At 47.6% G+C, this 21,041-nt stretch carries 23 protein-coding genes; 2 read left to right on the top strand and 21 right to left on the bottom strand.

The genetic code is table 11. The features are described from left to right. Nucleotides 1–463: 463 nt before the first annotated feature. Entirely contained in the window at nt 464–1,345 is an 882-nt protein-coding gene (locus QP794_RS26790) for a nucleotidyltransferase-like protein (protein ID WP_256984835.1), read from the bottom strand. A gap of 122 nt (nt 1,346–1,467) precedes the next feature. On the opposite strand from QP794_RS26790, the gene QP794_RS26785 reads away from it, so the two are divergent. After that, nucleotides 1,468–1,872, top strand: coding sequence for a YgzB family protein (locus QP794_RS26785; RefSeq protein WP_079350042.1), 405 nt, complete (start codon nt 1,468–1,470; stop codon nt 1,870–1,872). 120 nt (nt 1,873–1,992) lie between these two features. Here QP794_RS26785 and QP794_RS26780 read toward each other — a convergent pair whose 3' ends face one another. The 17 genes from QP794_RS26780 to uptA all read right to left on the bottom strand — a co-directional run bounded on the left by QP794_RS26780 (nt 1,993) and on the right by uptA (nt 15,641). Continuing rightward, complete coding sequence (locus QP794_RS26780; protein ID WP_285079773.1) at nt 1,993–3,723, bottom strand: glycosyl hydrolase family 18 protein; 1,731 nt, start codon at nt 3,721–3,723, stop codon at nt 1,993–1,995. A 141-nt stretch (nt 3,724–3,864) separates the two neighbouring features. Beyond that, on the bottom strand, nt 3,865–4,287 hold the full coding sequence (gene perR / locus QP794_RS26775; RefSeq protein WP_024631328.1) for a peroxide-responsive transcriptional repressor PerR: 423 nt from the start codon (nt 4,285–4,287) through the stop codon (nt 3,865–3,867). A 173-nt stretch (nt 4,288–4,460) separates the two neighbouring features. Continuing rightward, nucleotides 4,461–5,858, bottom strand: a complete 1,398-nt coding sequence (locus QP794_RS26770; protein ID WP_285079772.1) for a DUF4097 family beta strand repeat-containing protein — start codon at nt 5,856–5,858, stop codon at nt 4,461–4,463. A gap of 26 nt (nt 5,859–5,884) precedes the next feature. Further along, complete coding sequence (locus tag QP794_RS26765) at nt 5,885–6,478, bottom strand: hypothetical protein (protein ID WP_024631330.1); 594 nt, start codon at nt 6,476–6,478, stop codon at nt 5,885–5,887. Nucleotides 6,479–6,624: 146 nt separating this feature from the next. Continuing rightward, nucleotides 6,625–7,335 (bottom strand): MgtC/SapB family protein, encoded by a 711-nt coding sequence (locus QP794_RS26760; protein WP_024631331.1) that lies wholly within the window; start codon nt 7,333–7,335, stop codon nt 6,625–6,627. Between the two features lie 33 nt (nt 7,336–7,368). Next, a complete protein-coding gene (locus tag QP794_RS26755) occupies nt 7,369–7,833 on the bottom strand; it encodes a GNAT family N-acetyltransferase (protein WP_285079771.1) in 465 nt (154 codons plus the stop codon). 121 nt (nt 7,834–7,954) lie between these two features. Next, on the bottom strand, nt 7,955–9,394 hold the full coding sequence (gatB, locus tag QP794_RS26750) for an Asp-tRNA(Asn)/Glu-tRNA(Gln) amidotransferase subunit GatB (RefSeq protein ID WP_285079770.1): 1,440 nt from the start codon (nt 9,392–9,394) through the stop codon (nt 7,955–7,957). 26 nt (nt 9,395–9,420) lie between these two features. After that, nucleotides 9,421–10,878, bottom strand: a complete 1,458-nt coding sequence (gatA, locus tag QP794_RS26745) for an Asp-tRNA(Asn)/Glu-tRNA(Gln) amidotransferase subunit GatA (RefSeq protein WP_285079769.1) — start codon at nt 10,876–10,878, stop codon at nt 9,421–9,423. 27 nt (nt 10,879–10,905) lie between these two features. Next, complete coding sequence (gene gatC, locus QP794_RS26740) at nt 10,906–11,193, bottom strand: Asp-tRNA(Asn)/Glu-tRNA(Gln) amidotransferase subunit GatC (RefSeq protein WP_024631335.1); 288 nt, start codon at nt 11,191–11,193, stop codon at nt 10,906–10,908. Between the two features lie 306 nt (nt 11,194–11,499). Then, the gene (locus tag QP794_RS26735) at nt 11,500–11,883 is read right to left on the bottom strand and encodes a hypothetical protein (protein WP_024631336.1); all 384 of its coding nucleotides are present in this window, start codon (nt 11,881–11,883) and stop codon (nt 11,500–11,502) included. Between the two features lie 129 nt (nt 11,884–12,012). Further along, nucleotides 12,013–12,246 carry a hypothetical protein gene (locus QP794_RS26730; protein WP_285079768.1) on the bottom strand — a complete coding sequence of 78 codons (234 nt, stop codon included), beginning with the start codon at nt 12,244–12,246 and terminating at the stop codon, nt 12,013–12,015. Continuing rightward, nucleotides 12,239–12,577: a YxlC family protein gene (locus QP794_RS26725; protein ID WP_285079767.1), complete on the bottom strand. Its 339-nt coding sequence runs from the start codon at nt 12,575–12,577 to the stop codon at nt 12,239–12,241. Before QP794_RS26725 ends, QP794_RS26730 begins: the two co-directional genes overlap by 8 nt. A 2-nt stretch (nt 12,578–12,579) precedes the next feature. Beyond that, entirely contained in the window at nt 12,580–13,107 is a 528-nt protein-coding gene (gene sigY, locus QP794_RS26720; RefSeq protein WP_285079766.1) for an RNA polymerase sigma factor SigY, read from the bottom strand. A gap of 109 nt (nt 13,108–13,216) precedes the next feature. After that, nucleotides 13,217–13,468 (bottom strand): hypothetical protein, encoded by a 252-nt coding sequence (locus QP794_RS26715; RefSeq protein ID WP_285079765.1) that lies wholly within the window; start codon nt 13,466–13,468, stop codon nt 13,217–13,219. A gap of 347 nt (nt 13,469–13,815) precedes the next feature. Beyond that, entirely contained in the window at nt 13,816–14,448 is a 633-nt protein-coding gene (locus QP794_RS26710; RefSeq protein WP_285079764.1) for an MBL fold metallo-hydrolase, read from the bottom strand. Nucleotides 14,449–14,454: 6 nt separating this feature from the next. Then, nucleotides 14,455–15,024 (bottom strand): thioredoxin family protein, encoded by a 570-nt coding sequence (locus QP794_RS26705; protein WP_285079763.1) that lies wholly within the window; start codon nt 15,022–15,024, stop codon nt 14,455–14,457. A 2-nt stretch (nt 15,025–15,026) separates the two neighbouring features. After that, nucleotides 15,027–15,641: an undecaprenyl phosphate transporter UptA gene (gene uptA, locus QP794_RS26700; protein WP_024631343.1), complete on the bottom strand. Its 615-nt coding sequence runs from the start codon at nt 15,639–15,641 to the stop codon at nt 15,027–15,029. Nucleotides 15,642–15,800: 159 nt separating this feature from the next. On the opposite strand from uptA, the gene QP794_RS26695 reads away from it, so the two are divergent. Next, nucleotides 15,801–16,148 carry a dehydrogenase gene (locus QP794_RS26695; RefSeq protein WP_285079762.1) on the top strand — a complete coding sequence of 116 codons (348 nt, stop codon included), beginning with the start codon at nt 15,801–15,803 and terminating at the stop codon, nt 16,146–16,148. Between the two features lie 202 nt (nt 16,149–16,350). Here QP794_RS26695 and QP794_RS26690 read toward each other — a convergent pair whose 3' ends face one another. The 3 genes from QP794_RS26690 to QP794_RS26680 form a co-directional block, all read right to left on the bottom strand. Further along, nucleotides 16,351–18,603 (bottom strand): O-antigen ligase family protein, encoded by a 2,253-nt coding sequence (locus QP794_RS26690; RefSeq protein WP_285079760.1) that lies wholly within the window; start codon nt 18,601–18,603, stop codon nt 16,351–16,353. 185 nt (nt 18,604–18,788) lie between these two features. After that, nucleotides 18,789–20,066 (bottom strand): class I SAM-dependent methyltransferase, encoded by a 1,278-nt coding sequence (locus tag QP794_RS26685; RefSeq protein WP_285079783.1) that lies wholly within the window; start codon nt 20,064–20,066, stop codon nt 18,789–18,791. 92 nt (nt 20,067–20,158) lie between these two features. Continuing rightward, complete coding sequence (locus QP794_RS26680; protein ID WP_285079758.1) at nt 20,159–20,848, bottom strand: DUF6483 family protein; 690 nt, start codon at nt 20,846–20,848, stop codon at nt 20,159–20,161. Nucleotides 20,849–21,041 lie beyond the last annotated feature (193 nt).

Raw genomic sequence — 21,041 nt, 5'->3', positions numbered from 1 at the left:
AAGTATTGAAAAGAGCGATATGCTCATTTTGAAACTGACGAGATTAAAAATCTCATTTATGCTTCGAAATCATACGGCCCGAAGACGCGTACCGATTTCTCAGCGTCGATCTTGCAAGCAAGATCGTTACTCACTCGTTGTTCAGTTTTCAAAGATCAAACTTGATTTGTGTTACTCTTTTTCGTCTCAACCGCGTTTTCGGCGGCGACTTAAATAATGTAACACATTCCGTTTGTTTTCGTCAAGAACTTTTTTTAATTTCTTTTTTTGAAGCTTTAGCTCTTCACGATTTCCTGTGCAGAATTTATCATTTGTTGACGATAAGCTCGTTTGAGGAACGAAATATAATGTATCATATTTCCTGAATAAGAGTCAACTTCTTTTTATAAATTATTAAACAAACAAAAAAGGAAGGTTTCCCCTCCTACGTTATTTACCATTTTGCGGTCGGCTTTACGAGTATTCACCCCTCAACCCAATAACGGATTTCCCGTCCATCTCCACCTATAAAGGATGGCCAACCTGCCGATTCTTTTACTATAGAACGAAATACCAGCTTACGAAGAATGAGCGGCAGATCCTCCCGTACAAATCTCAACTGCGGATGATGGACAAGTTCATCCATACTCCACGGTTCCCTTCGACTTCCCAGCACACGTAGAAGCAATCCGGAGCAATCGCTCATTTTTGACATCACTGAGAACTCACAAGCAAGCAGTACAAGCTCAACTCTCTGTTCCAGCGTCTCCGAACTTACTGTAAGCTCCTGATATAGCTTCCACAAAGCACGATCCAAACTCTGTACATGTGTCCAGACAGCATGATCCGGGTAAATCCCCTGCTCAATGAGTACAATTCGAGCCCAGTTCCCCAGTGCTTCAAGCACATTGTAGTAGGCATCTACAACATGACCCTCTTGAATGTAACGTTTGGCTTCCACATACATTTTTAAAAAACTAGCGAATTCATGAAGCAGCTTTTGCTCACGCAATTCGGTTCCAAAAGCAGATAGTTCCTCTCGCAAATCGCTCAAGGCGTTATCCGCTTCCCAGATAATCTCCCCTTCAATCAGACACTGCATGATGTTATTGTTATCCCCCGTAATTACACTGCTCTGCAATTCATGACGACTGACATAGATCATTTGATAACGAACATCACCATATTTGTAGTGTCCAACCTTGGATATCAACTGGTCGGTATTATGAACAACAAGTACGAGCAATTCAAAATCCTGGATTAGGGAGCCGTGGAATCGCTCACCCGGGTGGGAATAAGCGATAGCACCAACTGCCCCTGTCTCTTCCGACTGTTCGGACAAAAAAGCAAGGTTCTTTAGTTCCACGATTCCCTCCATACAATTCATGGCAGATAAGCGCCAAGTCAGTTATAATGTAATTCTACATGCTGACTAAAGTTTCCTTCTTATCCAGGTCCGATACTACTCATACGATAGGAGCATTTTTCATGATTTTTAAATCAGCAAAAATTAATGCTTTTCGCACTTGGGGACTACTACTTACCATGCTAGGCATGGGCCTAATGGTACTGGGAACTGCCGGAATTGTGTTCTGGGGACACGCGGGTAAAGTATTTGCCGCTGTGGGACTGGTGATCGGACTGATTGCCATGATGGCTAGTCTGGCCATTTATTTCTGGGCTGGTATGCTTTCCACAAGCGCTGTACAAGTGGACTGTCCGGAATGTGGCAAGTTAACCAAAATGCTCGGCAAGACGGATCGTTGTATGTTCTGTCACACCATCCTTACCCTGGACCCTAATCAGGCCAATATAACAAGTTCACAGCTGAAAGCGCATTCCACTCCTCCATCCCCTTCCGACACAGATCATGGCGTGAGTTCCAACAGCTAGATTTTCTTTTCATCAAAGCCCAGAGACAGAAAAAAGGCCCGGTATCTTCACCGGACCTTTTTTTTGAATTCAGAAAGACTTTAAAATAATTGATATAAGTTCAATACAGCTATTTCAGGTCTATTTCGAATACCCTGCCTGTTTGAGCGTCTCCCATGCGGATGCATCGGCAAAGCTTCGATTCCATGCAGCTACGCCTCCCAATTTCAGCGAAGCAACCAAATCAACACGTGCCTGAAGTGAAACGGTATCCTCTATCCAGATTTTCTTGGTGGCCCCATCCTCGGAATATTCCACATAATTCTGTCCGCTTTGTTTATCCAAGACAGGTTTGAGTTTCTTTTCCTTGATCAGGTCTGCGATAGTACTCATGCCTACCGCTTTGGAAGACACTTTCACTTCTCCTTGATCATTGGCCTCTTCCGTCCAGATTCGAGTATATAGCGGTACAGCCATAATCAATTTGTTCGAGGGTACTTCATCCTCCTCCAGGATCCGTCTCATAGAAGATTCGGTCCAAGGAAGCGAGGCAACCGAACCAGCCTTTGGACTTGCGGCCCAGTGCTCATCATATGCCATAACGACAATATAATCGGCAAAAGAGCCTAACGAGCGACGATCCAGAAAAGCGGACCACATCTCACTGTTCGATTTCGGCGTGACATCAACCGAGAGCATCAAGCCATGTATACGCGCCATCGCCTTGATTTCGCGGACAAATTGAGTGATATTCGGTCCATCGTCTGTATAGACGTTTTCAAAATCAATGTTAATGCCGTCCAAATGATAAGTCTGTGCATATTCCAGCATCTGCTCAATAATATGCGTACGTGTCTCATATGAGGCCACGGCTTCTTTCGTAATATCCGGGTCAAAGCTGTTATCCATCAAGGCCCACACTTCCATACCGGAACGGTGAGCCCAGTTGACGTATGCTTTATCCCCTTTGCTTTTTACGTTGCCTTGTCCATCTGTAATATGGAACCACGTGGGGCTGACGACGTTGACTCCAGGCATTTTGCCGATCGAAGCCACATCAGGCTGTCGATTGTATACGGCTTCCCAAACCAGGTTTACCGGTTTATTCTGCCACTTTTTCTCCGCTGCGGTCAGTGTGAATGCGGGCTTGTCCAGCTCCTTTTTCTCCGTAAGGGTGACATATTTATTAGCTACATAACCGGCATAACCATTATCCAACTGCACAAAGCTCTGGTCATCACCCGTTTGCCAAACTCTTACTCGTGCGTCCTGCTCCATATCGGCAATGATGGGAGAAGATGCTCCCCCACGCTTATACAAAGGAACCGTTTTGTCTGCCTTGGAAGACAAGGTATCAATCTCTGCATACTGAATGGTGTCGCCTCCACGCATCAGTATCACTGCACCCGTTGTAGCATCTTCCTGTATAGCTAATCCGTATACTTCTTTGAGTGGCTTGAGCGGAATATAAGCTTCTCCCCCAACGACCTCCGGTTTAACCGTCATAGGATAATCTCGATGATTAAGTTCTGCCTTCGTACTACCTTCCTTCATATGAAGCACTCGCTGCGGTGTTGCAATAATGATATCTCCTGTGTCAGCTTCGTACCGTATTCCGGAATCAATCGCCTCTTGCAGCACCGATACAGGCAACTTAAGCTGATCTCCCGTTCCTGCAGCCTCACCATCCATCAATTGTCCGTCCACAAAAATAGGTTGATTCATGCCAATCCAGTCGGGGTCTTCGTGACTCTGACTAAGCCAAACATTCGTTATTAGCCAATAAGCACCGCCTGCAATAACACAGGCAGCCAAAAATCCAGGCCAGAACGAGCGGCGCTTCTGACGTGTATATCTGCTTTTTCTACTCAAACGTCTACCTCCGTTAATCAATCATACTGAATCATGAAATATCTAACCTGCTGAGAGCTATATACATTCTATCGTCCTAAAAACAAAAAACGTGAAGAATCCAAACTGAATTCTGCACGTTAATATTGTAATTCAACTCTCTTAATCCCTGCAACTTTTACAAACACCATATACTTCCAGTCGGTGACCATGTACTTCAAAGCCTGTACTTGACTCCGCCTGAAGCTCCACGCTTTTTAGCGAAGGATAACTAAAGTCTTCAATCTTGCCGCATTTATCACAGATAACATGGTAATGATCCGTCACATTGGCATCGAAGCGACTTGAGTTATCTCCGTATGTCAACTCCCGGACCATGCCCGCTTCCAGAAACATCTTCAAATTGTTATATACAGTCGCCACGCTCATACTGGGAAACTGGGGTTCAAGCGCACGGTAAATTTCATCGGCTGTCGGATGCCCCATGGATTCCATCAGATAATTCAATATGGCATGACGCTGGGGTGTAATACGGACACCGGTCGTTTTCAGATGCTCCAACGCATGTTGGACACGTGTTGCCATAAAACCCACCGCCTTACCTTTCATTACTCTGTCGAGACAAAAGCATTATCATGTTGTCTCTTCTTTCAGAGTTGATCCTCGGCTGGAACAACAGCATTACATTGGCCTGCCGTGTAACCTTGCCAGTTTATATTTATTGTACGGCGATTGCAAGTTTATTGTCAACGCGCCAGTCAGGGAACTTCGGACGTTTCGTCTTGGGAATTCTGTCCGTCTTCGGTCATTTGTTCCAAGTTATCATCCGTATTTTCCGAATCCAGTGAATTCGTCCCAACAGGAGGCACTGCAGGATTACGATCAATAGTGAGGTCGCTGTTCCCCTCAACTTTAACCGTATACTCTCCTTCACCAAGCTGACCCTCAATCGTTTTATTCTTCACGGTAAACGGCAGATCCGTTTGCAAATCTCCATAACTGCTGGAACCACTTAGGCTATAATCCCCACGCTCCGGAAGCAGAATGTTAATCGCACCTACAGCGCTATAAATGTCCCAGTCACCGCCTACTTTGGCGGATACAATGCTTATGCTTCCATTGAGGGATTGAGCTTTGACCGCCAAACTCGCGCCGTCTACATTAATACTTCCGTTTCTGGTATCCGCTGTGATCTCTCCAACCGAGTCGGTAATGCTAATACTTCCGACTTGTGTAGTCAGATTCACATTTCCAGAAATCCCACGAGCCTTCATATCTCCTCGATTACTGTTCAAGTCCACATTCCCGATCGCATTTGCCACAATGACATCACCATTCAGTGTTTTACCCGAAATATCACCTACGGCATTCGTAATTCGTATACGTCCATTCCCTGTCTCAGCCAAAATGGTGCTAATAGCTTCCGGACGATTCAGCAATATGGCTCCATTAGACGTTCGAATATCGAGATTGAAACGACGATCATCCGGGATCGTTATGGTAATATTCATTCGTGGTTGTGTTTTCTCGTTTTCTCCATACGTTTTGCCTGTCGTCTTGATATGAATTACTTTTGTCCCGTCCGTCTCAACAAAGGAAGCGTCTGCCACAGCTTTGGCCTGTACTTCGGTTGTCTGATCCACCCAAACTACCGTGCGCACTTCAATCTCTTCCGTGTCCCCTCGCTGTACCGAGATATCCCCGTTCACTCCCTCAACAATAATGTCCGAAGTATCCATACCTACAGGCACCCGAATCGTACCCTTATCTTCCATGTACCCTGCTGCCTGGCTATAATCCATAGATGCCGCTCCCAGGTTAAGACTCACCCTGTTCCACAAATGCATGTAATGATCCTGCTCTGTAACGATAAATACAGAGGCTGTCAGGAGAAGGGAAGTCAGGATACCTTTCGCATCGGGTCTGAAGCGCATTTTAATTTTGTCACCTTGATCTGAAGCTACATTCCCTCTTCTGCGTGTTACTAAGAACAAAAGTATGTATTCCACACCCAATACTACGAGCAAGAGGGGCCACCAGTCGACCATCTCATATACATAGTCCGTTCCCCACCGTTTATCCAAAATCAACAGCACACCGACAGCTATGATTAAAGCGGCAGCCGTATAGCGGCCGACCCGGACTTTACGGTTCATGGCTATCCCTCCTTGAATAGTTCACACTAGATTTTCTTCTTGCGAAGCATGACCCAGATTTCTCGTCCAAAAAGGATAAGTCCTCCTGCGATCATCAGAACAGCAAAAGTGTATCCGCCATACACAGCGATTAGCTCTTTAAACCAACGCGGTTTGCGAAAGAACAAAACTAACAGCGATCCCCCTACAATAAGAAGCAGCCCAAACGAAATGCCTCTCTCCCACACCATCATAGCTTCCCCTGCAGAACGTTCATTAGGGATCGGCTTGTCCGAGCTATTGTGAGTAATCGCTCTTCTTCTGCGCATCATCACCCAGTCCGCAGACTGTAATACATCGAATACATTGTAAAAGTAAATCACCGGAATAAACAATGCCAGCAGGATAAGCAATGGTACATTGATCTGTATTCCAATAGATGAGAAGTACAAGAGTGCTGACAGGTCCAGAAGCACAAGCATCATGAAAGTCAGACCTCTCATATATAGTCGGAGATAGATATGGCCCAGACCCGGAATAACCGCACTTAGCAACCCGGCAATAAACTTGTGAGTCCGATTTCGGACAGGTTTTCCTCGCGTTCCGCTGGAATGAATGTTCGACTGACGTTTCCGATTCATAAACGACTCCTTTCTTCCGGGCTGATGTTCCCGCTCTTCATGCATTTGGTTAGATAGTACCCTAAAGAGCCGGGAGAGTAACTGGAAGAAATATGGTTATGAGCAAAAACCCTCCGGCACTAAAGGCTTCAGAGGGTTTAATTCATTTATTCGACCGACACCTTCGTTACATGTTCCCACTGTCTTAATTTGGATACAAGCTGTACTGCACTGAACTCATGTGGCATGTAAACATGCAGCACAATTTCAATTTTGCGTTCAACCGATATCATTTCTGCATAAGCCAAATCCTGCTCATTAACCGTTATTTTACGGATTTTGATCTTCTCCTGCTCCAGAAATGAAGATACCTGTTCCAGAAAGCCAGGCTCAGACAAGGTATGAAGCGTAACGACATGCAGTTTGTTTCCCCGTATATACCTAAGCTCCAACTTATTGAAAACCCAGAGGTTAAGCAATACTAAGACTGTTGACACGATGGAAGCAAAAAAGAATCCCGCGCCTGTTGCCAGTCCGATGGCTGCCACCACCCAAATGGAAGCTGCCGTTGTCAGTCCCGTAATCGACTTTCCGGTAAAAAGAATCGTGCCCGCTCCGAGAAACCCAACGCCAGTAATAACGGCTGTCGCCAAACGGGCCGGATCAATCCTAACATTTAATTCATTTGCAAAATCTTTAAAACCATAAACAGATAACATCATAATGAGTGCAGATCCAAGACATACCAGAATGTGGGTACGCAAACCGGCAGCATGATTGGAACGTTCCCGCTCCAGGCCTACAAGCCCTCCAAGCAGCATAGCCAGTAGTAATCTCAATAAAATGTGCCACTCATCTATCAACCAGGGATTGCCCAAAACCGGTGTTCCTCCTCCACGTTGTTTACATCATTAATCTTTATTCTTATGAAATGTCGTTAATTCCACTCCCGGTGCAATCTGTACAACTTCCACGGGTTTGAAACCGAATTTGGTATACAAGTGGACGGCTGGTTGATTCAACGTTCCTGTAGAAACGATATAACGCGGAAGATCCGGATGCTGTTCAAACACATACGTCATCAAAGCAGCAGCAATTCCTTTACGAAAATGTTCAGGGTGCACCATCATTCGTGTAATCGTCAATGTATTGATCTCTTCCTCATCCACTGCAACCGCACCAAGCAATTCGCCATCCGTGTCCAGATAGCCATAAAAAGTCTCTCCACAATTCTGCAGTGTCTCCATCGTATCCATTAAAGGCGGAATTTCCTGAAATCCGATGATTTCCGCTTCAAGCCGATAAGCCACATGCTGTAACCGCCACAACTGACCTACCATCTCCACATCGTTCAAGGACAACGATTGAATCTTCATACCTTCTTCATCTCCTTCGTACATCACTGAATCCAGGACAACGAAATCAAACCTGTACCCCTAACACAAAAAGAGGCTGTCACAGGGACGAGCCTCTTTCTGTCCGGCCTCACCGGATGGATTAGCGGTTCAGTACATCTGTAAGCAGTTGGTTGGCCAGTCCCGGATTGGCTTTGCCTTTGCTTTCTTTCATGACTTGACCAACGAGGAAACCAATGGCCTTCTGCTTGCCAGCCTTGTAATCTTCCACGGACTGCGGGTTGTTCGCAACGACCTGCTCTACAATGGCGAGAATGGCACCTGAGTCACTAATCTGGACCAGACCTTTTTCTTCAACGATTTGCTGTGGAAGCTTGCCGCTCTCCAACATTTCCTTGAATACCGTTTTGGCGATCTTACTGTTAATTGTACCTTTTTCAAGCAATCCAATCATCTCACCCAGACCTTGGCCAGTCAGTGGCACCTGAGTCAATTCAAGGTTGCTTGTATTCAAATAACCGAGCAAATCGCCCATAATCCAGTTGGATACGGCTTTGGCATCATTGGTGTATTTCAGACTGTCTTCAAAAAGATCAGCGACCGCTTTGGATGACGTAATAACCTCTGCATCATAATTAGGCAGACCATAGTCAGCGGTATAACGGGCTTTACGCTCGTCCGGAAGCTCCGGTATGGAAGCTCTGATCCGTTCTTTCCAGGCTGCATCGATATGCAGCTTCACCAAATCAGGGTCCGGGAAATAACGATAGTCATGGGCTTGCTCTTTACCACGCATCGACAGTGTTTTCCCTTGAGCCTCATCCCAGCGACGAGTTTCCTGAACCACTTCACCGCCGTCGTCCAAAATTTCCGCTTGGCGATACTGTTCATATTCCAGACCACGCTGAACACCGCGGAAGGAGTTCATGTTTTTCAGCTCGGCTCTCGTGCCCAGCTTCTCCTGTCCATGCGGACGCAAACTGATGTTGGCATCACAACGCAGGGAGCCTTCTTCCATCTTCACATCAGACACATCACAGTACTGCATGATGGCACGTAATTTTTCAAGATATGCACGCGCTTCTTCCGGGGAAGAAATTTCAGGTTCGGAGACAATCTCCACCAGCGGGGTACCGACACGGTTGAAATCGACCAATGAAGCATAGCCGCCGTCAACGTGGGTAAGCTTCCCTGCATCTTCTTCCAGATGAAGACGCGTAATGCCGATTCGTTTCGTTTCACCGTTGACTTCAATATCGATCCAGCCGTTCTCACCAATTGGTTGATCAAATTGTGAGATCTGATAAGCTTTCGGAGAATCGGGGTAGAAGTAGTTTTTGCGGTCAAACTTGCTGACATCAGCAATGGTGCAGTTAAGGGCCATGGCTGCTTTCATCGCGTAATCTACAGCTTGGCGATTCAATACAGGCAATACGCCTGGATGTCCGAGACAAACCGGACAAGTATGTGTATTGGGCGGAGCTCCAAAGGCAGTGGAGCAGCCGCAAAAGATTTTGGAGTTTGTATGCAACTCGACATGGACTTCAAGTCCAACGACCGTTTCATATTTAGATGCGGACATTTCTATATTCCTCCGTTCCTGGCAGTCTACAGCTGCGGACGCTGCTTGTGGAATTCCGTATTTTGTTCAAACGCATGTGCTACGCGCAGTACGGTCGTTTCATCAAAGGCTTTACCGATAATCTGCATGCCGACAGGTAGGCCATCCGAGAATCCGCAAGGGATGCTGACTGCAGGTACACCAGCCAAGCTGACCGGGATGGTCAGAATGTCATTGAGATACATGGTAAGTGGGTCATCAACTTGGGAACCAAGTTTGAATGCCGTTGTTGGCGCAGTTGGTCCAATGATGACATCATAATTGGCAAATACGTCGTCGAAGTCCTGTTTGATCAACGTACGCACTTTCTGAGCTTTCAAATAATACGCATCGTAGTAACCCGAGCTGAGCGCATAGGTTCCAAGCATGATGCGTCGTTTTACTTCGGGACCAAAACCTTGACTGCGGGACTGGTGGTACAGATCCAGCAAGTTTTCCGGATTGTCTGCACGAACACCATAACGCACGCCGTCGAAGCGAGCCAGGTTCGAAGAAGCTTCCGAGGAAGCGAGAAGATAATACGTAGCCACCGCATATTCGGTATGCGGAAGGGATACTTCTTCCCATGTTGCGCCGAGTCCTTCGAGGACTTTCAAGGCAGAAAGAACGGTCTCTTTTACTTGCGGATCAACGCCTTCACCAATGTATTCCTTCGGAACAGCGATGCGAAGCCCTTTGACATCCCCTGTCAGTCCGCTCAAGTAATCCGGGATATCCACTTTCGCAGATGTCGAATCTTTGGCGTCATAACCAGCAATGGCTTGCAGCACATAGGCTGAATCCTCGACATTTTTCGTCAAAGGTCCAATCTGGTCCAGGGAGGATGCGAATGCAACCAGACCAAAACGTGAAACGAGTCCGTAGGTAGGTTTCAAACCGACAACGCCGCAATAGGAAGCAGGCTGTCTGATGGAGCCCCCTGTGTCTGATCCCAATGTGAAATAAGCTTCTCCAGCAGCCACAGCAGCAGCCGATCCACCGCTGGAACCACCTGGAACACGATCGAGTGCCCATGGGTTACGTACAGGGTAAAAGCTTGAATTTTCATTGGAGCCGCCCATGGCAAATTCGTCCATGTTCAGTTTTCCGATCGTGACGGTATCCGCCAATTTCAGCTTCTCGACAACCGTTGCATCATATACCGGGTCGAAGTTGCGTAAAAACTGGCTGCCGCATGTTGTGCGAAGTCCATTTGTCACGATGTTATCCTTAATGCCGACGGGCAGACCGAAAAGCAACCCTTTCTCCTCGCCACTGACGAGTCGATCATCCAGTTGACGTGCACGAGCACGCGCTTGTTCTTCATCCAGTGCCAGATAAGCCTTAACTTTCTCTTCACGTGCACCAATGTTCTGATATGCCTGATCCACCAGATCGCTTACCGACAGCTCCTTGGCGTGCAGCTTGTTATGTATCTCCGGCAACGATTGTTCAAATAAACTCACGTAATTCGTCCTCCTTCCGGTTATCCGTTATTCCATTACAGCAGGCACTTTGAACTGCCCGTCTTCTTCTTCCGGTGCATTGCGCATCACCTGTTCAATTGACAAACTTTCCTTCGTCTCATCATCACGCATCACATTGCTGACGTGCAGCACGTGAGTGGTAGGTTCAATGTCATCAGTGTCCAGCTCATTCAGCTTCTCAGCATATTTTAAAATCGCGTTCAGCTGCCCTGTCAGGGTCTGCTCTTCTTCAGCAGTCAAATTAAGCCGGGCCAGCTTGGCTACATGCTGAACGTCATTATTCGAAATACTCATTTCCGGATGCCTCCTTCATTTCGTTCTGATTCCTGAAACCGCCGCAAACGAATCGTTCGTTTAACGGGCTAAAGTCCCAAGATAACTTTTTTCATTATAGGTGAGATAGTTCGACAATTCAATGCATACGACTCGAGTTACCGAATATGCAAAATAACCCCACAACGGTGGAGTCCTCCTGTAATGCATATTTCAAAACCCATTTAGCAAAATTACCACATGCAATATCAAGATTACACGCGCTTCAAAGTTCAACCGTTCTAAATCTAATCAAAAAAGAGCCGGCATCAGCCGACTCTTCAAATTCTAAATCCATGCACGCAGATTAACCTGCTTTATAAAATCCGCCTGTGACATAACATCGTTCGCGGTTTCCTCTTCCTCTTCCACAGCTTGAAAGTCTCCGTTCATCAGATGATGAAACAGTTTCTCATTGTGTGTCGCAAGGGCGTAATCTATCAACGCTTCCCGCTCGACCCGCTCAGCTTCTTGCTTCAGCAGAACCTCTTCCAGATCGACGTCGCCGGATGGAACAAAAAAGTTCCGATTTACCTGCGGCACTCGAAGAACGTAATCGAACGCATTGTCCGGATTCCGGTCATAAGCGATGATGAAACCATATTCCCCCACAGGAAGATTCTGCTCAAACGCATCCGCGACGATGACAACCTTCTCTCCTAATCGCAGCATCGTCTAACCTCCTGGTAGTCTATCTTTTTATTATTTGTATAGTCTACTAGAAAAGAATAGCGCTGTCTACGATTACTAGAATTAAACAAAACATTTGTGCAAAATCTTTTTTTTAGTTGCATAATGTTATTATTTTTTCGATGTTTGCTTAGGGGGCCTGCGGTTTGCTCGAACAGCAACAAACCAGTATATGATCAAAGGCATCGGGAAACTGGTAATTCCCCACAATCCCCATAACCAGGGAAAGCGGCCACGCCTGCGTGCATCCCGAAAGATCCATGTTCCCTGAACAAGCAGTACAATGGCAAGTAGAATAAGCCATACGAGCGGAATCTCTTCTAATGAATAATGAAAATCATTCATGATGAGTCGTCTCCTTCCGGCGTCGCCCTGACCAGATGGCTGCCACGGCAATCGCTGCGACCAAGCTAGCAACCTGAATACCCAAATATAGCGCCGGAGCCGAATGTAACAATAATGCACCAAAGGCGACAATGAACAGTCCCACAATCCAGAACAAAATCAATTCGACCCGATTGGCTCGCCTTCTTAGCTGCCTTCGTTCCTTAACTTGGGCTTCAAGTGAGGCTAATGAAGGGATGTTTACAGGCTCATAAGCATCATCAAGCACTTTCATCTGTTGTTGCATCCGTGCCAGAATTTCTTGTTCATCCTGTTCTTCAGATCTGCTCATGCTCATCCCAGCTCCTTTCTCAATTGGCGAAGACCATAGGCTGTACGGGACTTCGCCGTTCCGGATGGAATACCCAGCATTTCACCAATCTCATCATATCCATAGCCATAATAATGTTTCAAAAGAACGGCTATGCGATGCTCAGGCGTTAACCTTGTCATGGCATCCATGACATCCGTCCATTCTTCATTCCGACTCTCGAATTGCCATCGCAACTTTCTTACAGCTTGGTTACGAACGGCCTCCAGCCATATCTGCTCTCTTCGCCTGCGCCTTGTCTTGTCAATATATATCCGGGTCGCAATCGTAATCATCCATGACGAAAAGGCAGACGAACCATCGTACCTCTGAATATTTTCCATACATCGAATCATGGTATCCTGCACCGTCTCCTCCGCAACGTTAGGGTCCATCGTTACTTTGACAAGATACTTATACACAAAAGCGTAGTGACGCTGGAGCAGTTCTGCCAGTGCACTGTCATCTCCCTGTATTGCCCTCTGTACTTCTTCCAGTTCGGCTGCCTGCATCTGGATTGTCACCTGCTCTCCGCTAAGTCTTATGTTATTACGACAGGCTCTGCAGAAACGTTCAATTCAATCCAAAAAAAAAATCTGAAGCCGACAATTTCCCGGGCAATCAGACTTCATTTCGGTAATCTTGCAGTTTGTCGAACCACGGTTGGTTGTGGGCACCGCTGCTTAATAAACGACTTCTCCATATATTTTGCTGTTGATCCTTGATTTGATTCATCTCATTACTGATGTAGCTATGTAGTTGAGGACGCTGGGGAATTGATTCTATTTTGCCATTCTCCATTGCTCGAAGGTTTTCTTCAATGATCAGATGCTCGGGACGTTGTCCCAACTGGATAACTCGGTTTTTCTCCACTTCTATTTCCTCGCTCTCCTTAGCTATTATTCCATGATTCTTCTGACTATTATTAGAGCTCAAGCTTTATTATGATTCGACTTGCTAAATGGAAAAGAACAATCTTCTGTAGAAACTTGTCACTGATCTGTATGTAGGGTTAAACGGGATGTATCTTGGATATAAAAGAGGCTGAAAACAAAAAAAGAACGCAAACCGGGTATAGACCACAGTCTGCGTGCTTCGCAAGTTAGGGTGTTTCTTTTTATTGCCTCAGTTAGATGGTGCTTTAACGCTTGTAACAACTAATTGCTATTCTAATGAAAAAGTTGTCACTTGTCCAGACATTCTTCACATAAATTGTCGGATCATCTGGCAGAGACGTATGGATTGTTCTTCTTTTCATAACCGATGGTCGTTTTGGGACCATGACCTGGATATACTTTGACCTCATCCACAAAGGTGTACAACTTGTTCTGGATCGAATCAATCAAATCCCGTTCACGGCCTCCAGTAAGATCCGTTCTGCCTACACCCATACGGAACAGAACATCACCTGCAAACAGGTCATCACCACATAACAGACTTACACTGCCTGGTGAATGTCCCGGTGTATGATACACTTTGAACGTATGACCAATAAAATTCAGAGTCTGCCCTTCGTCCATGGCATATTCAGCTGGTTCTGTCGAAAGCGGTGGGGTAGCCTGAGGCCAGTTCAAAGAACCATTCAACTTCGGCGTCGTGAGCCAGTCACTCTCTAAGTCATGCAAATAAACAGGACAGCCTTTCAATTTGCGAATTTCATCCACGCCGCCCATATGATCAAAATGCGCGTGAGTCAGCAGGATCGCTTCAATCTCCAGGTCCTGAATGGCTTTGAGCAACGGTCCCGGATTCATTCCGGGGTCAATAATTACAGCTTTATCAGGATCATCACCCTGCAACAGATACGCATTGGTCTGGAGCGGTCCCAATGAAAATGTACGAATGTTAAGCATATCGGCTCAGTAACCCGAAATCAGTTCACGCAGCTCACGAATAATGGCTGCATTTGACTCCGTTCCTTCCCCATAACGTTTCCCGATCTCTTGACGCGCAACAGCCAAATTATCCTGATAATCTGCCGCTTCACGGTCCGGATTGAGACGTTTGAATTCAATCATAACCTCTTGCACATGTTGCGGACGAGGCCCCCATTGGCCCAGCACATGTCCGCCTGTATCTGCAAAAATAACAACAGGTACAGAGCGTCCGCCCATCGTAAGAAACTCATCCATCACTTCAGGATGATTTTCCATAATAAGAACTTCTGTCGGAATGCCCGAGATTTCCAACGCCTGGAACACGACCGGAATATTGCGTACCACATCGCCACACCAGTCAGCAGCCAAAATTAACACACGCAAATCATCGCGGTGATTCAGGCTTTCGAAAAATTCACGATCATCCTCGTTCGGCCATACAAAGCTGTCATAGTTTGCCTGAAACACACTTTGGTTCTTCGTCATGCTCTCAATGAATTCTTTCGGCGGCAGACCTTTACCGAATTTGTGAGACAAGTTTGGTTTTCCCATAACTAGACACTTCCCTTCTTTTTACGAACATTCATCCATTTAATAAGTACATAAATAATCATAAGTGCCAGAGCAACGAGCAGAATCGGCATAATATAAGGTGCCGCCTTTTCGTTGATATGTTGCCATTGATCTCCAAGTATCATCCCTAAATATATAAACAATGCAGACCAAGGTATAACAGCGAGGGTTGTCAGCAAAATAAATCGACCCGTATGCATTTTGGATATACCAGCAGGAATCGATATGGCATGTCTTACGACCGGAACAAAACGCGCTGTGAAAATGACACCTGTCCCATACTTGCGGAACCACTCTTCGGAATGGTCGATGTGCTTTTTCTGGATCAGTATGTATTTTCCGTAGCGTTCAAGTACAGGTCTTCCACCATAACGGCCAATCCAGTAAATAAATAGCTGGGCTATGACACCGCCCACGGTACCAAAAATCATTGCACCGAAAAAATTAATATGGCCTTGTGAAACGAGAAAACCTCCATATGCCAGTACAATTTCACTCGGAATAACTTCAAGCATTAGTCCAAGCATAATTCCAAAGTATCCAAGGCTTTGGATCCAATCAAATAATTGATTGACAATGTTATGAATAACGTCCATCTCGACCCTCTTTCTTCATCCTGATTGGCAGTGCCCTTCGCACCATGGATGTTCGTCCCTATTTTATCACAGGCCTGTAGCTGTTGCTACTTCACCCGTTTAGGATAGTGTCCCGCAGGCGGCCGTTTGCATATGGTATCGGGAGAGGAGCGTGAGAAGATGTCACCCAAATCAGCACCCGGTACTCCCCCGGTAAAACATAGCACCCCAGGCCAGAAACTGCCTTCTGCCCGAGGGATCCGAAGGGCATGCAGCAAAGAGCTGTATCGAACAGCCAAAAAGCTAAAGGTATACATCTCCCCAGAACGGATGAAGCAGGCAGAAGAATTGTATTATGGGAAAGTCATCGCCAATCTGCTCTGGATCGGTGAAAACCGGGATAATCGCAAAAAATTATGCGAATGGTGGAACGCAGATGTCAGCGTTGAGATTGCGACTCTATGGGGTCTGGAGGTAGAACCGCTGCAAGGTGCCTTCAAGGAAGCGTTTGGCGGATATCGCCTGTAGATTCGGAGTAATGGACAGGTAACCAAACAGTTTATGTGTGACATAGGGCTTGATGTTGAATTTGAATAGGACCTGAATTGAACCTGAATCAAGCGTAAAACCACTACTCTCGGTGGAAATGTGATTTGTTTATCCCATTACATGTTGAATCATTCGTTTTCATGGATTTAGTTCAACATCGACGTTGCGTGAGGTTAGTTGTTCAGGGATACTTTCTGCTCACCTCTGAAGCAAGTGGATTAAAAGCAAGGATACGCAGATTATCCCCATAACGTAATGCGACTTCATTAAGCCCAAAGCGCCGATCATTTCTCGCCTTCCCTGCCGCCACTTCTTCAGCCAGCTGTCTATACTTTTCGTATAACCTTACTCCGGCAGAAGCGGTCTGCCTTCCTCGCTCAGCATAGCCTGCCGCCAGCTCCCTCCGTGATGCCTGTTCCATCCAATATAAAGCCAGGGACTGGCTGGAGGCGTCAAAACGATTGAGGGCTATGGCTTGTTCAAAATAGTTCCCGGCTGACTCTCCTCTACCCGATCGAGCAGCCAACTGCCCCAGCTCTCCGTAGAGTTGGGGGTAAACTGGTGAATAGGACAGGCTCTGCACTAACATTAATTCAGCCTTTTTCGCAGGAAGCGTACGAGACAGGGAGATGGCGATATCCGGCCTGTAGGGGTTAAACTTGTACGCCGCAGTAAGCAGCGTCTTGCGTTCAGCACTTCCTGCATCATTGGAAATTGCTAGACGGTAGTGTTGATCTGCCGCCAATTGATGTCCAGCAAACCAGGCTGTCCCACCAAGCCAAAATATGACGAACAGTCCTGCTAGTATCAGTTGAGGCCACGGAATCAACTGATGGAAAAAGCGGGGGCGTTTTTTGTAAGCTGCGGCCTCCTGTAGAGTTTGCGACGAAAGGGCCCAGCCCCCCAGCCAAATGAACATCATCCAGAGGAAGGTAAAGCTCCAGTCAAAGTCCACTGCACCATGGAGGCCAAAAACAATAACCGAAGGCAGCAGCCGAGGAGCCTGCCTCCACATGGTTCGCAGGGTGGAAAAGAACCAGCCAGCGATGAGCAACAGCCCGATTATGCCTGCATCGAGGGCAAGATCAAGGATGCCGTTATGGACCTCGCCTCCAACATAAGGCGAGGATTGGATGGCGCGAAACATGCTGCGCCATGTCTCTCCCCCGTGGCCCATCCATGGGGCCTCGGTCCAGAGCTTCAGGGCGTCCCGCCACATCTGAAGGCGGGACAGCCCTGTGCCGACACCAGCCGCCATGCGGTCGGCGGTGGAGGACACGGCCAGGGCTGCGGCGGTAATCCCAGCCAGCCCCGTGGCCGTGAGGGCAGCGGCGCGTGCACGAGCGCCGCTGTGCCACAAACGGCACAGCAGCAGCGTGCCGAGCAGCGCAGCTGCCCATGCCCCGGCCAGTGCCAGCAGGCCGGGCACGGGTGCAGGCGCCAGCTGGGCAGCAGCCAGCTGGCGGTAGAGCCAGGCCGCGCACGCCAGTGGCGCGGCCGTGGCCAGCAGCAGCGGCAGGCGGGCACCGCGCCGCTGCAAAGCGAAGGCGGCGACCGCGGCGCTGCCGGTCGCCAGCCAGGCGCCGCGCGACTCGCTCAGCAGGAGCGCGGCTTGCGCGGGCATGAGCGGCAGCACTGCCGCGATGAGCCGCCCGGCCGACAATGGCCGGGCTATAGCTCGCGCGGCGGCAGCCAGCCGCTCCAGTGCGTACATGCCGGCAACGGCGCCGTACGCATTGGGGTACTGCAGCAATCCGCCGAGCCGGGCTCCGGCGGAGCTGATCTCGGGGTCAGCGGTTCGCATGACCCCATAAGGCAGCGGCAGCACACCGCACGCGGCAAGCACGCCGCTTAACACAAACAGGCCGCCTGCCATTTGCCAGCCGCAGGCAAACCATCGCGCTCCGTTCGCGCGCGAGGCCAGCATCGCTGTTAGCAACGCAAATATCGCCAGCAGGCTCCAGCGCAGCATCTCATCCAAGCTTCCCTGTACGCTGACAGAGCCTATCCAAGCATGCAGGCCAAACCAAATTGCAAGAGCCAAGGGCCAAAACATCCAGCGGAGATGAGCGTACTGCATAAGGGCCACATACAATCGTTTGAAGTAATTCAACCACTGAGAAATCCCTAGTTTCCCATTTGTCTTCGGTGCATTGAAGCACATCATGAACAGGATCAACCAAATAAGCGCACTGCCTGATGCCATCAGCACCAACGGGTATACGTCCGTAAAATAAAACAATCCCCTGCGTAGACATCCTGCCAACAGTAAAACCACCAGGATTAAACCAAGCACTACCGTTAATGCTGGCTCTGATAATCGGGAAAACATCATCCCCTGATTTGCTCGGTCCAACTTTTCCACCTTGTCCAAGCTGCCCCAATTATCTGACTTACTCCACTTAACCTTTTTATCCGATTTTACTTCCTCCATGCGTCTACCTCCTTTCTCACGTCATCGTATTCATCCAAATTCCAACTAAAAAACAAAAAAAGGCAGAAGCTCCCGTTAGGGTCTTCTGCCTAATTACATGCCTCTGGCACCTTATGTTGTTTTCACGGGACCCTCTTACCAGTATGTCCCGTCAAGGACGATGGCAGACGATCTGCATCAACGATTCAACAGTGATCACAGCGGCTAGGATCTTGGGTGACATCTTTAATGAATTCCCCATTTGAATTCTCTTGGCTCAAATCTGCTCCATCGTTCGGAACAGCTTCTTTCAACTTGCCTCCACCTGGAAGTAAGTCCGCACAAGCCCGCTCCAAATAAGGATCTGCCTGAATGAAGTCACGAAATGCGGTATATTCATTCCACATTTCCATTGTCTGCCCAGCCTGACCGCGTACTGCACGGATTAATATGTTTTTTGGCGTATGCTCCATATCGATAAATTCCAGCAGCTGCGTTTTGTATCCCATCAGATCCAGCAGCTTCGCCCGGATGGCGTCCGTTGCCAATGCGGAGAAACGTTCCTTCAAAATACCGTGTGACAACAACGGATTCATCACGCTGGATTCAATCTGGTCAAACAGCTCGTGCTGACAGCACGGTACAGACAGAATGACGGAAGCCCCCCAACGAACGGCTTTCTCCAAAGCAGCATCGGTTGCTGTATCGCAGGCATGCAGCGTCACGACCATATCCACTTCATTCAGCTCATCATAGTCGGCGATGTCTCCCACAAGGAACTTCAGGTCACCGTAATGCAATTTGTTTGCCAGATCATTGCAGTGTTCAATAACATCGGCTTTTAAGTCCAAACCAATGATCTTTAGCGATCTGCGCTGCTGTACAGACAAATAGTGATATAAAGCAAAGGTCAGATAAGACTTCCCGCACCCAAAATCAACAATCGTAAGTGGACGGCCCTCTGGCAAATGCGGGATGACATCCTGTACCATCTCGAGGAAACGGTTGATCTGTCTAAACTTATCGTACTTGCGAGCCAAAACTCGGCCTTCCTCGCTCATAATCCCCAGCTCGACCAGGAAAGAGACGGGAACTCCATCTTCCAGCACATATTGTTTTTTACGATTATGCGAGAGGTCCACCGCAGTCTTGGAAGCAGACTTGGTCAAGATGGACACTTTATATTTTTTGCTGATCAAAATTTGATAATCTGCGTCTGCTGTACAGAGCAGTCCTTGACGAAACGTCTCCTCGCATAACAAAGTCATGCGTTCTGCCGCTTCAGCCGGATTCAAATTCTCGTGCAGCACTTTGTTGGTATAATGAAATGCGAATTGATAATGCAACTGATTCTTGAGCGTTACCGGCTTGACTTGCACTTTGGTATACGAGACATTGTCCCGTCTGCGCAGCTGGCTCCAGGTCGCTGTAATCAGCGAATTCTGTTCAAAGATGTCTTGTATAAGCTTTCGCAATGAATCCACGGGGGTACATCTCACTTTCGGTTTGGTTTGGTCAACCGTTACCATACCACAATTCCGTTCCCTCTCCAAGTTAAGGTGCGTATTCATGGGGTTTAACGATTTAGCTCGGCAAGCCCCTCTTCCACTTCCTCACGAGGCAAGCCCCCTTGCTGCAGTTGCTCATCTTCCAGTTGTCTTAACCTTTCATAGAAAGCCTGCACCTCACCCCGATAATGAATGGGATGACTGTCGTCTACCTGCAACAGTCTGTACCAGCTATTCTCTGCCTGATCATAACGCCCCTGTTGTTCACGATACAGGGCAAGCTGCTTTTCCGTTCGTGCCGGAAGTTCGTATGCTTTCGTTTGCTCCAATATTCCCTCTACACGATCTGGTGCATCCAGCAGCTTCGGATTAGCCCCATGATTCAGTGCATACAGGTAAAAATGAAGTGATCTCATCAGACGAATAAGTGCTTCATCCTCTGACTCCATTTTTTCATGGTCATCTATGCCCTCTACTTTAGCCTTTTCATTATAAATGTACGCCTCTTCTTCGATCAGCCTGGCGGCTTGCTGCAGATTGTCCACTTCAATGACGCCGCGAAAACGGAACATTTCAATGACATCCTCGGCAGGCAGTGAGTTCAGCAACGATAAATTCAAGCCAAACTGCCTGCGTAGCAGCTCGTCCAACTCGGACAGAGCCTCCGTGTGTTTTCGCTGTTGTTTGAGAGTGAATACCTTGCCGATCGCTTCTGTCATTTCCTCCATCATACGGAGCAGATAATCTTTCCTGAACATGCTATATGCCCCCTCATCGTTCGATCGTGTACATTCCAGTTTCACTTACATGATCCATTCTCATCATTTTAATTCATGCCATGACAAAAAGCCAAAACATGGTGAATGCCCCCCCCATGCTCTGACCTGAACAAATAAAACCCCTGCCGTTCTTGAGCGAACGTTGCAGGGGTTTAGCAAGGCCCAGACACTT

Origin of the sequence: Paenibacillus sp. UMB7766-LJ446 (assembly GCF_030226665.1) — a bacterium.
Classification (GTDB): Bacteria; Bacillota; Bacilli; order Paenibacillales; family Paenibacillaceae; genus Paenibacillus; species Paenibacillus vandeheii.
The sequence above is the reverse complement of the archived record's forward strand: the minus strand, read 5'-3'. Positions and strand labels throughout refer to the sequence as shown.

Bases quoted from the DNA above. Each gene is read 5' to 3' on its own strand.
- gatB (WP_285079770.1), bottom strand. From the start codon at position 9,394: ATGTCCGCATCTAAATATGAAACGGTCGTTGGACTTGAAGTCCATGTC.
- QP794_RS26695 (WP_285079762.1), top strand. From the start codon at position 15,801: ATGTCACCCAAATCAGCACCCGGTACTCCCCCGGTAAAACATAGCACC.
- QP794_RS26735 (WP_024631336.1), bottom strand. From the start codon at position 11,883: ATGCTGCGATTAGGAGAGAAGGTTGTCATCGTCGCGGATGCGTTTGAG.
- QP794_RS26705 (WP_285079763.1), bottom strand. From the start codon at position 15,024: ATGGGAAAACCAAACTTGTCTCACAAATTCGGTAAAGGTCTGCCGCCG.
- gatC (WP_024631335.1), bottom strand. From the start codon at position 11,193: ATGAGTATTTCGAATAATGACGTTCAGCATGTAGCCAAGCTGGCCCGG.
- QP794_RS26730 (WP_285079768.1), bottom strand. From the start codon at position 12,246: ATGAATGATTTTCATTATTCATTAGAAGAGATTCCGCTCGTATGGCTT.
- QP794_RS26680 (WP_285079758.1), bottom strand. From the start codon at position 20,848: ATGTTCAGGAAAGATTATCTGCTCCGTATGATGGAGGAAATGACAGAA.
- QP794_RS26770 (WP_285079772.1), bottom strand. From the start codon at position 5,858: ATGAACCGTAAAGTCCGGGTCGGCCGCTATACGGCTGCCGCTTTAATC.
- uptA (WP_024631343.1), bottom strand. From the start codon at position 15,641: ATGGACGTTATTCATAACATTGTCAATCAATTATTTGATTGGATCCAA.
- QP794_RS26690 (WP_285079760.1), bottom strand. From the start codon at position 18,603: ATGGAGGAAGTAAAATCGGATAAAAAGGTTAAGTGGAGTAAGTCAGAT.
- QP794_RS26785 (WP_079350042.1), top strand. From the start codon at position 1,468: ATGATTTTTAAATCAGCAAAAATTAATGCTTTTCGCACTTGGGGACTA.
- QP794_RS26755 (WP_285079771.1), bottom strand. From the start codon at position 7,833: ATGAAGATTCAATCGTTGTCCTTGAACGATGTGGAGATGGTAGGTCAG.
- QP794_RS26725 (WP_285079767.1), bottom strand. From the start codon at position 12,577: ATGAGCAGATCTGAAGAACAGGATGAACAAGAAATTCTGGCACGGATG.
- perR (WP_024631328.1), bottom strand. From the start codon at position 4,287: ATGGCAACACGTGTCCAACATGCGTTGGAGCATCTGAAAACGACCGGT.
- sigY (WP_285079766.1), bottom strand. From the start codon at position 13,107: ATGCAGGCAGCCGAACTGGAAGAAGTACAGAGGGCAATACAGGGAGAT.
- QP794_RS26765 (WP_024631330.1), bottom strand. From the start codon at position 6,478: ATGAATCGGAAACGTCAGTCGAACATTCATTCCAGCGGAACGCGAGGA.
- QP794_RS26710 (WP_285079764.1), bottom strand. From the start codon at position 14,448: ATGCTTAACATTCGTACATTTTCATTGGGACCGCTCCAGACCAATGCG.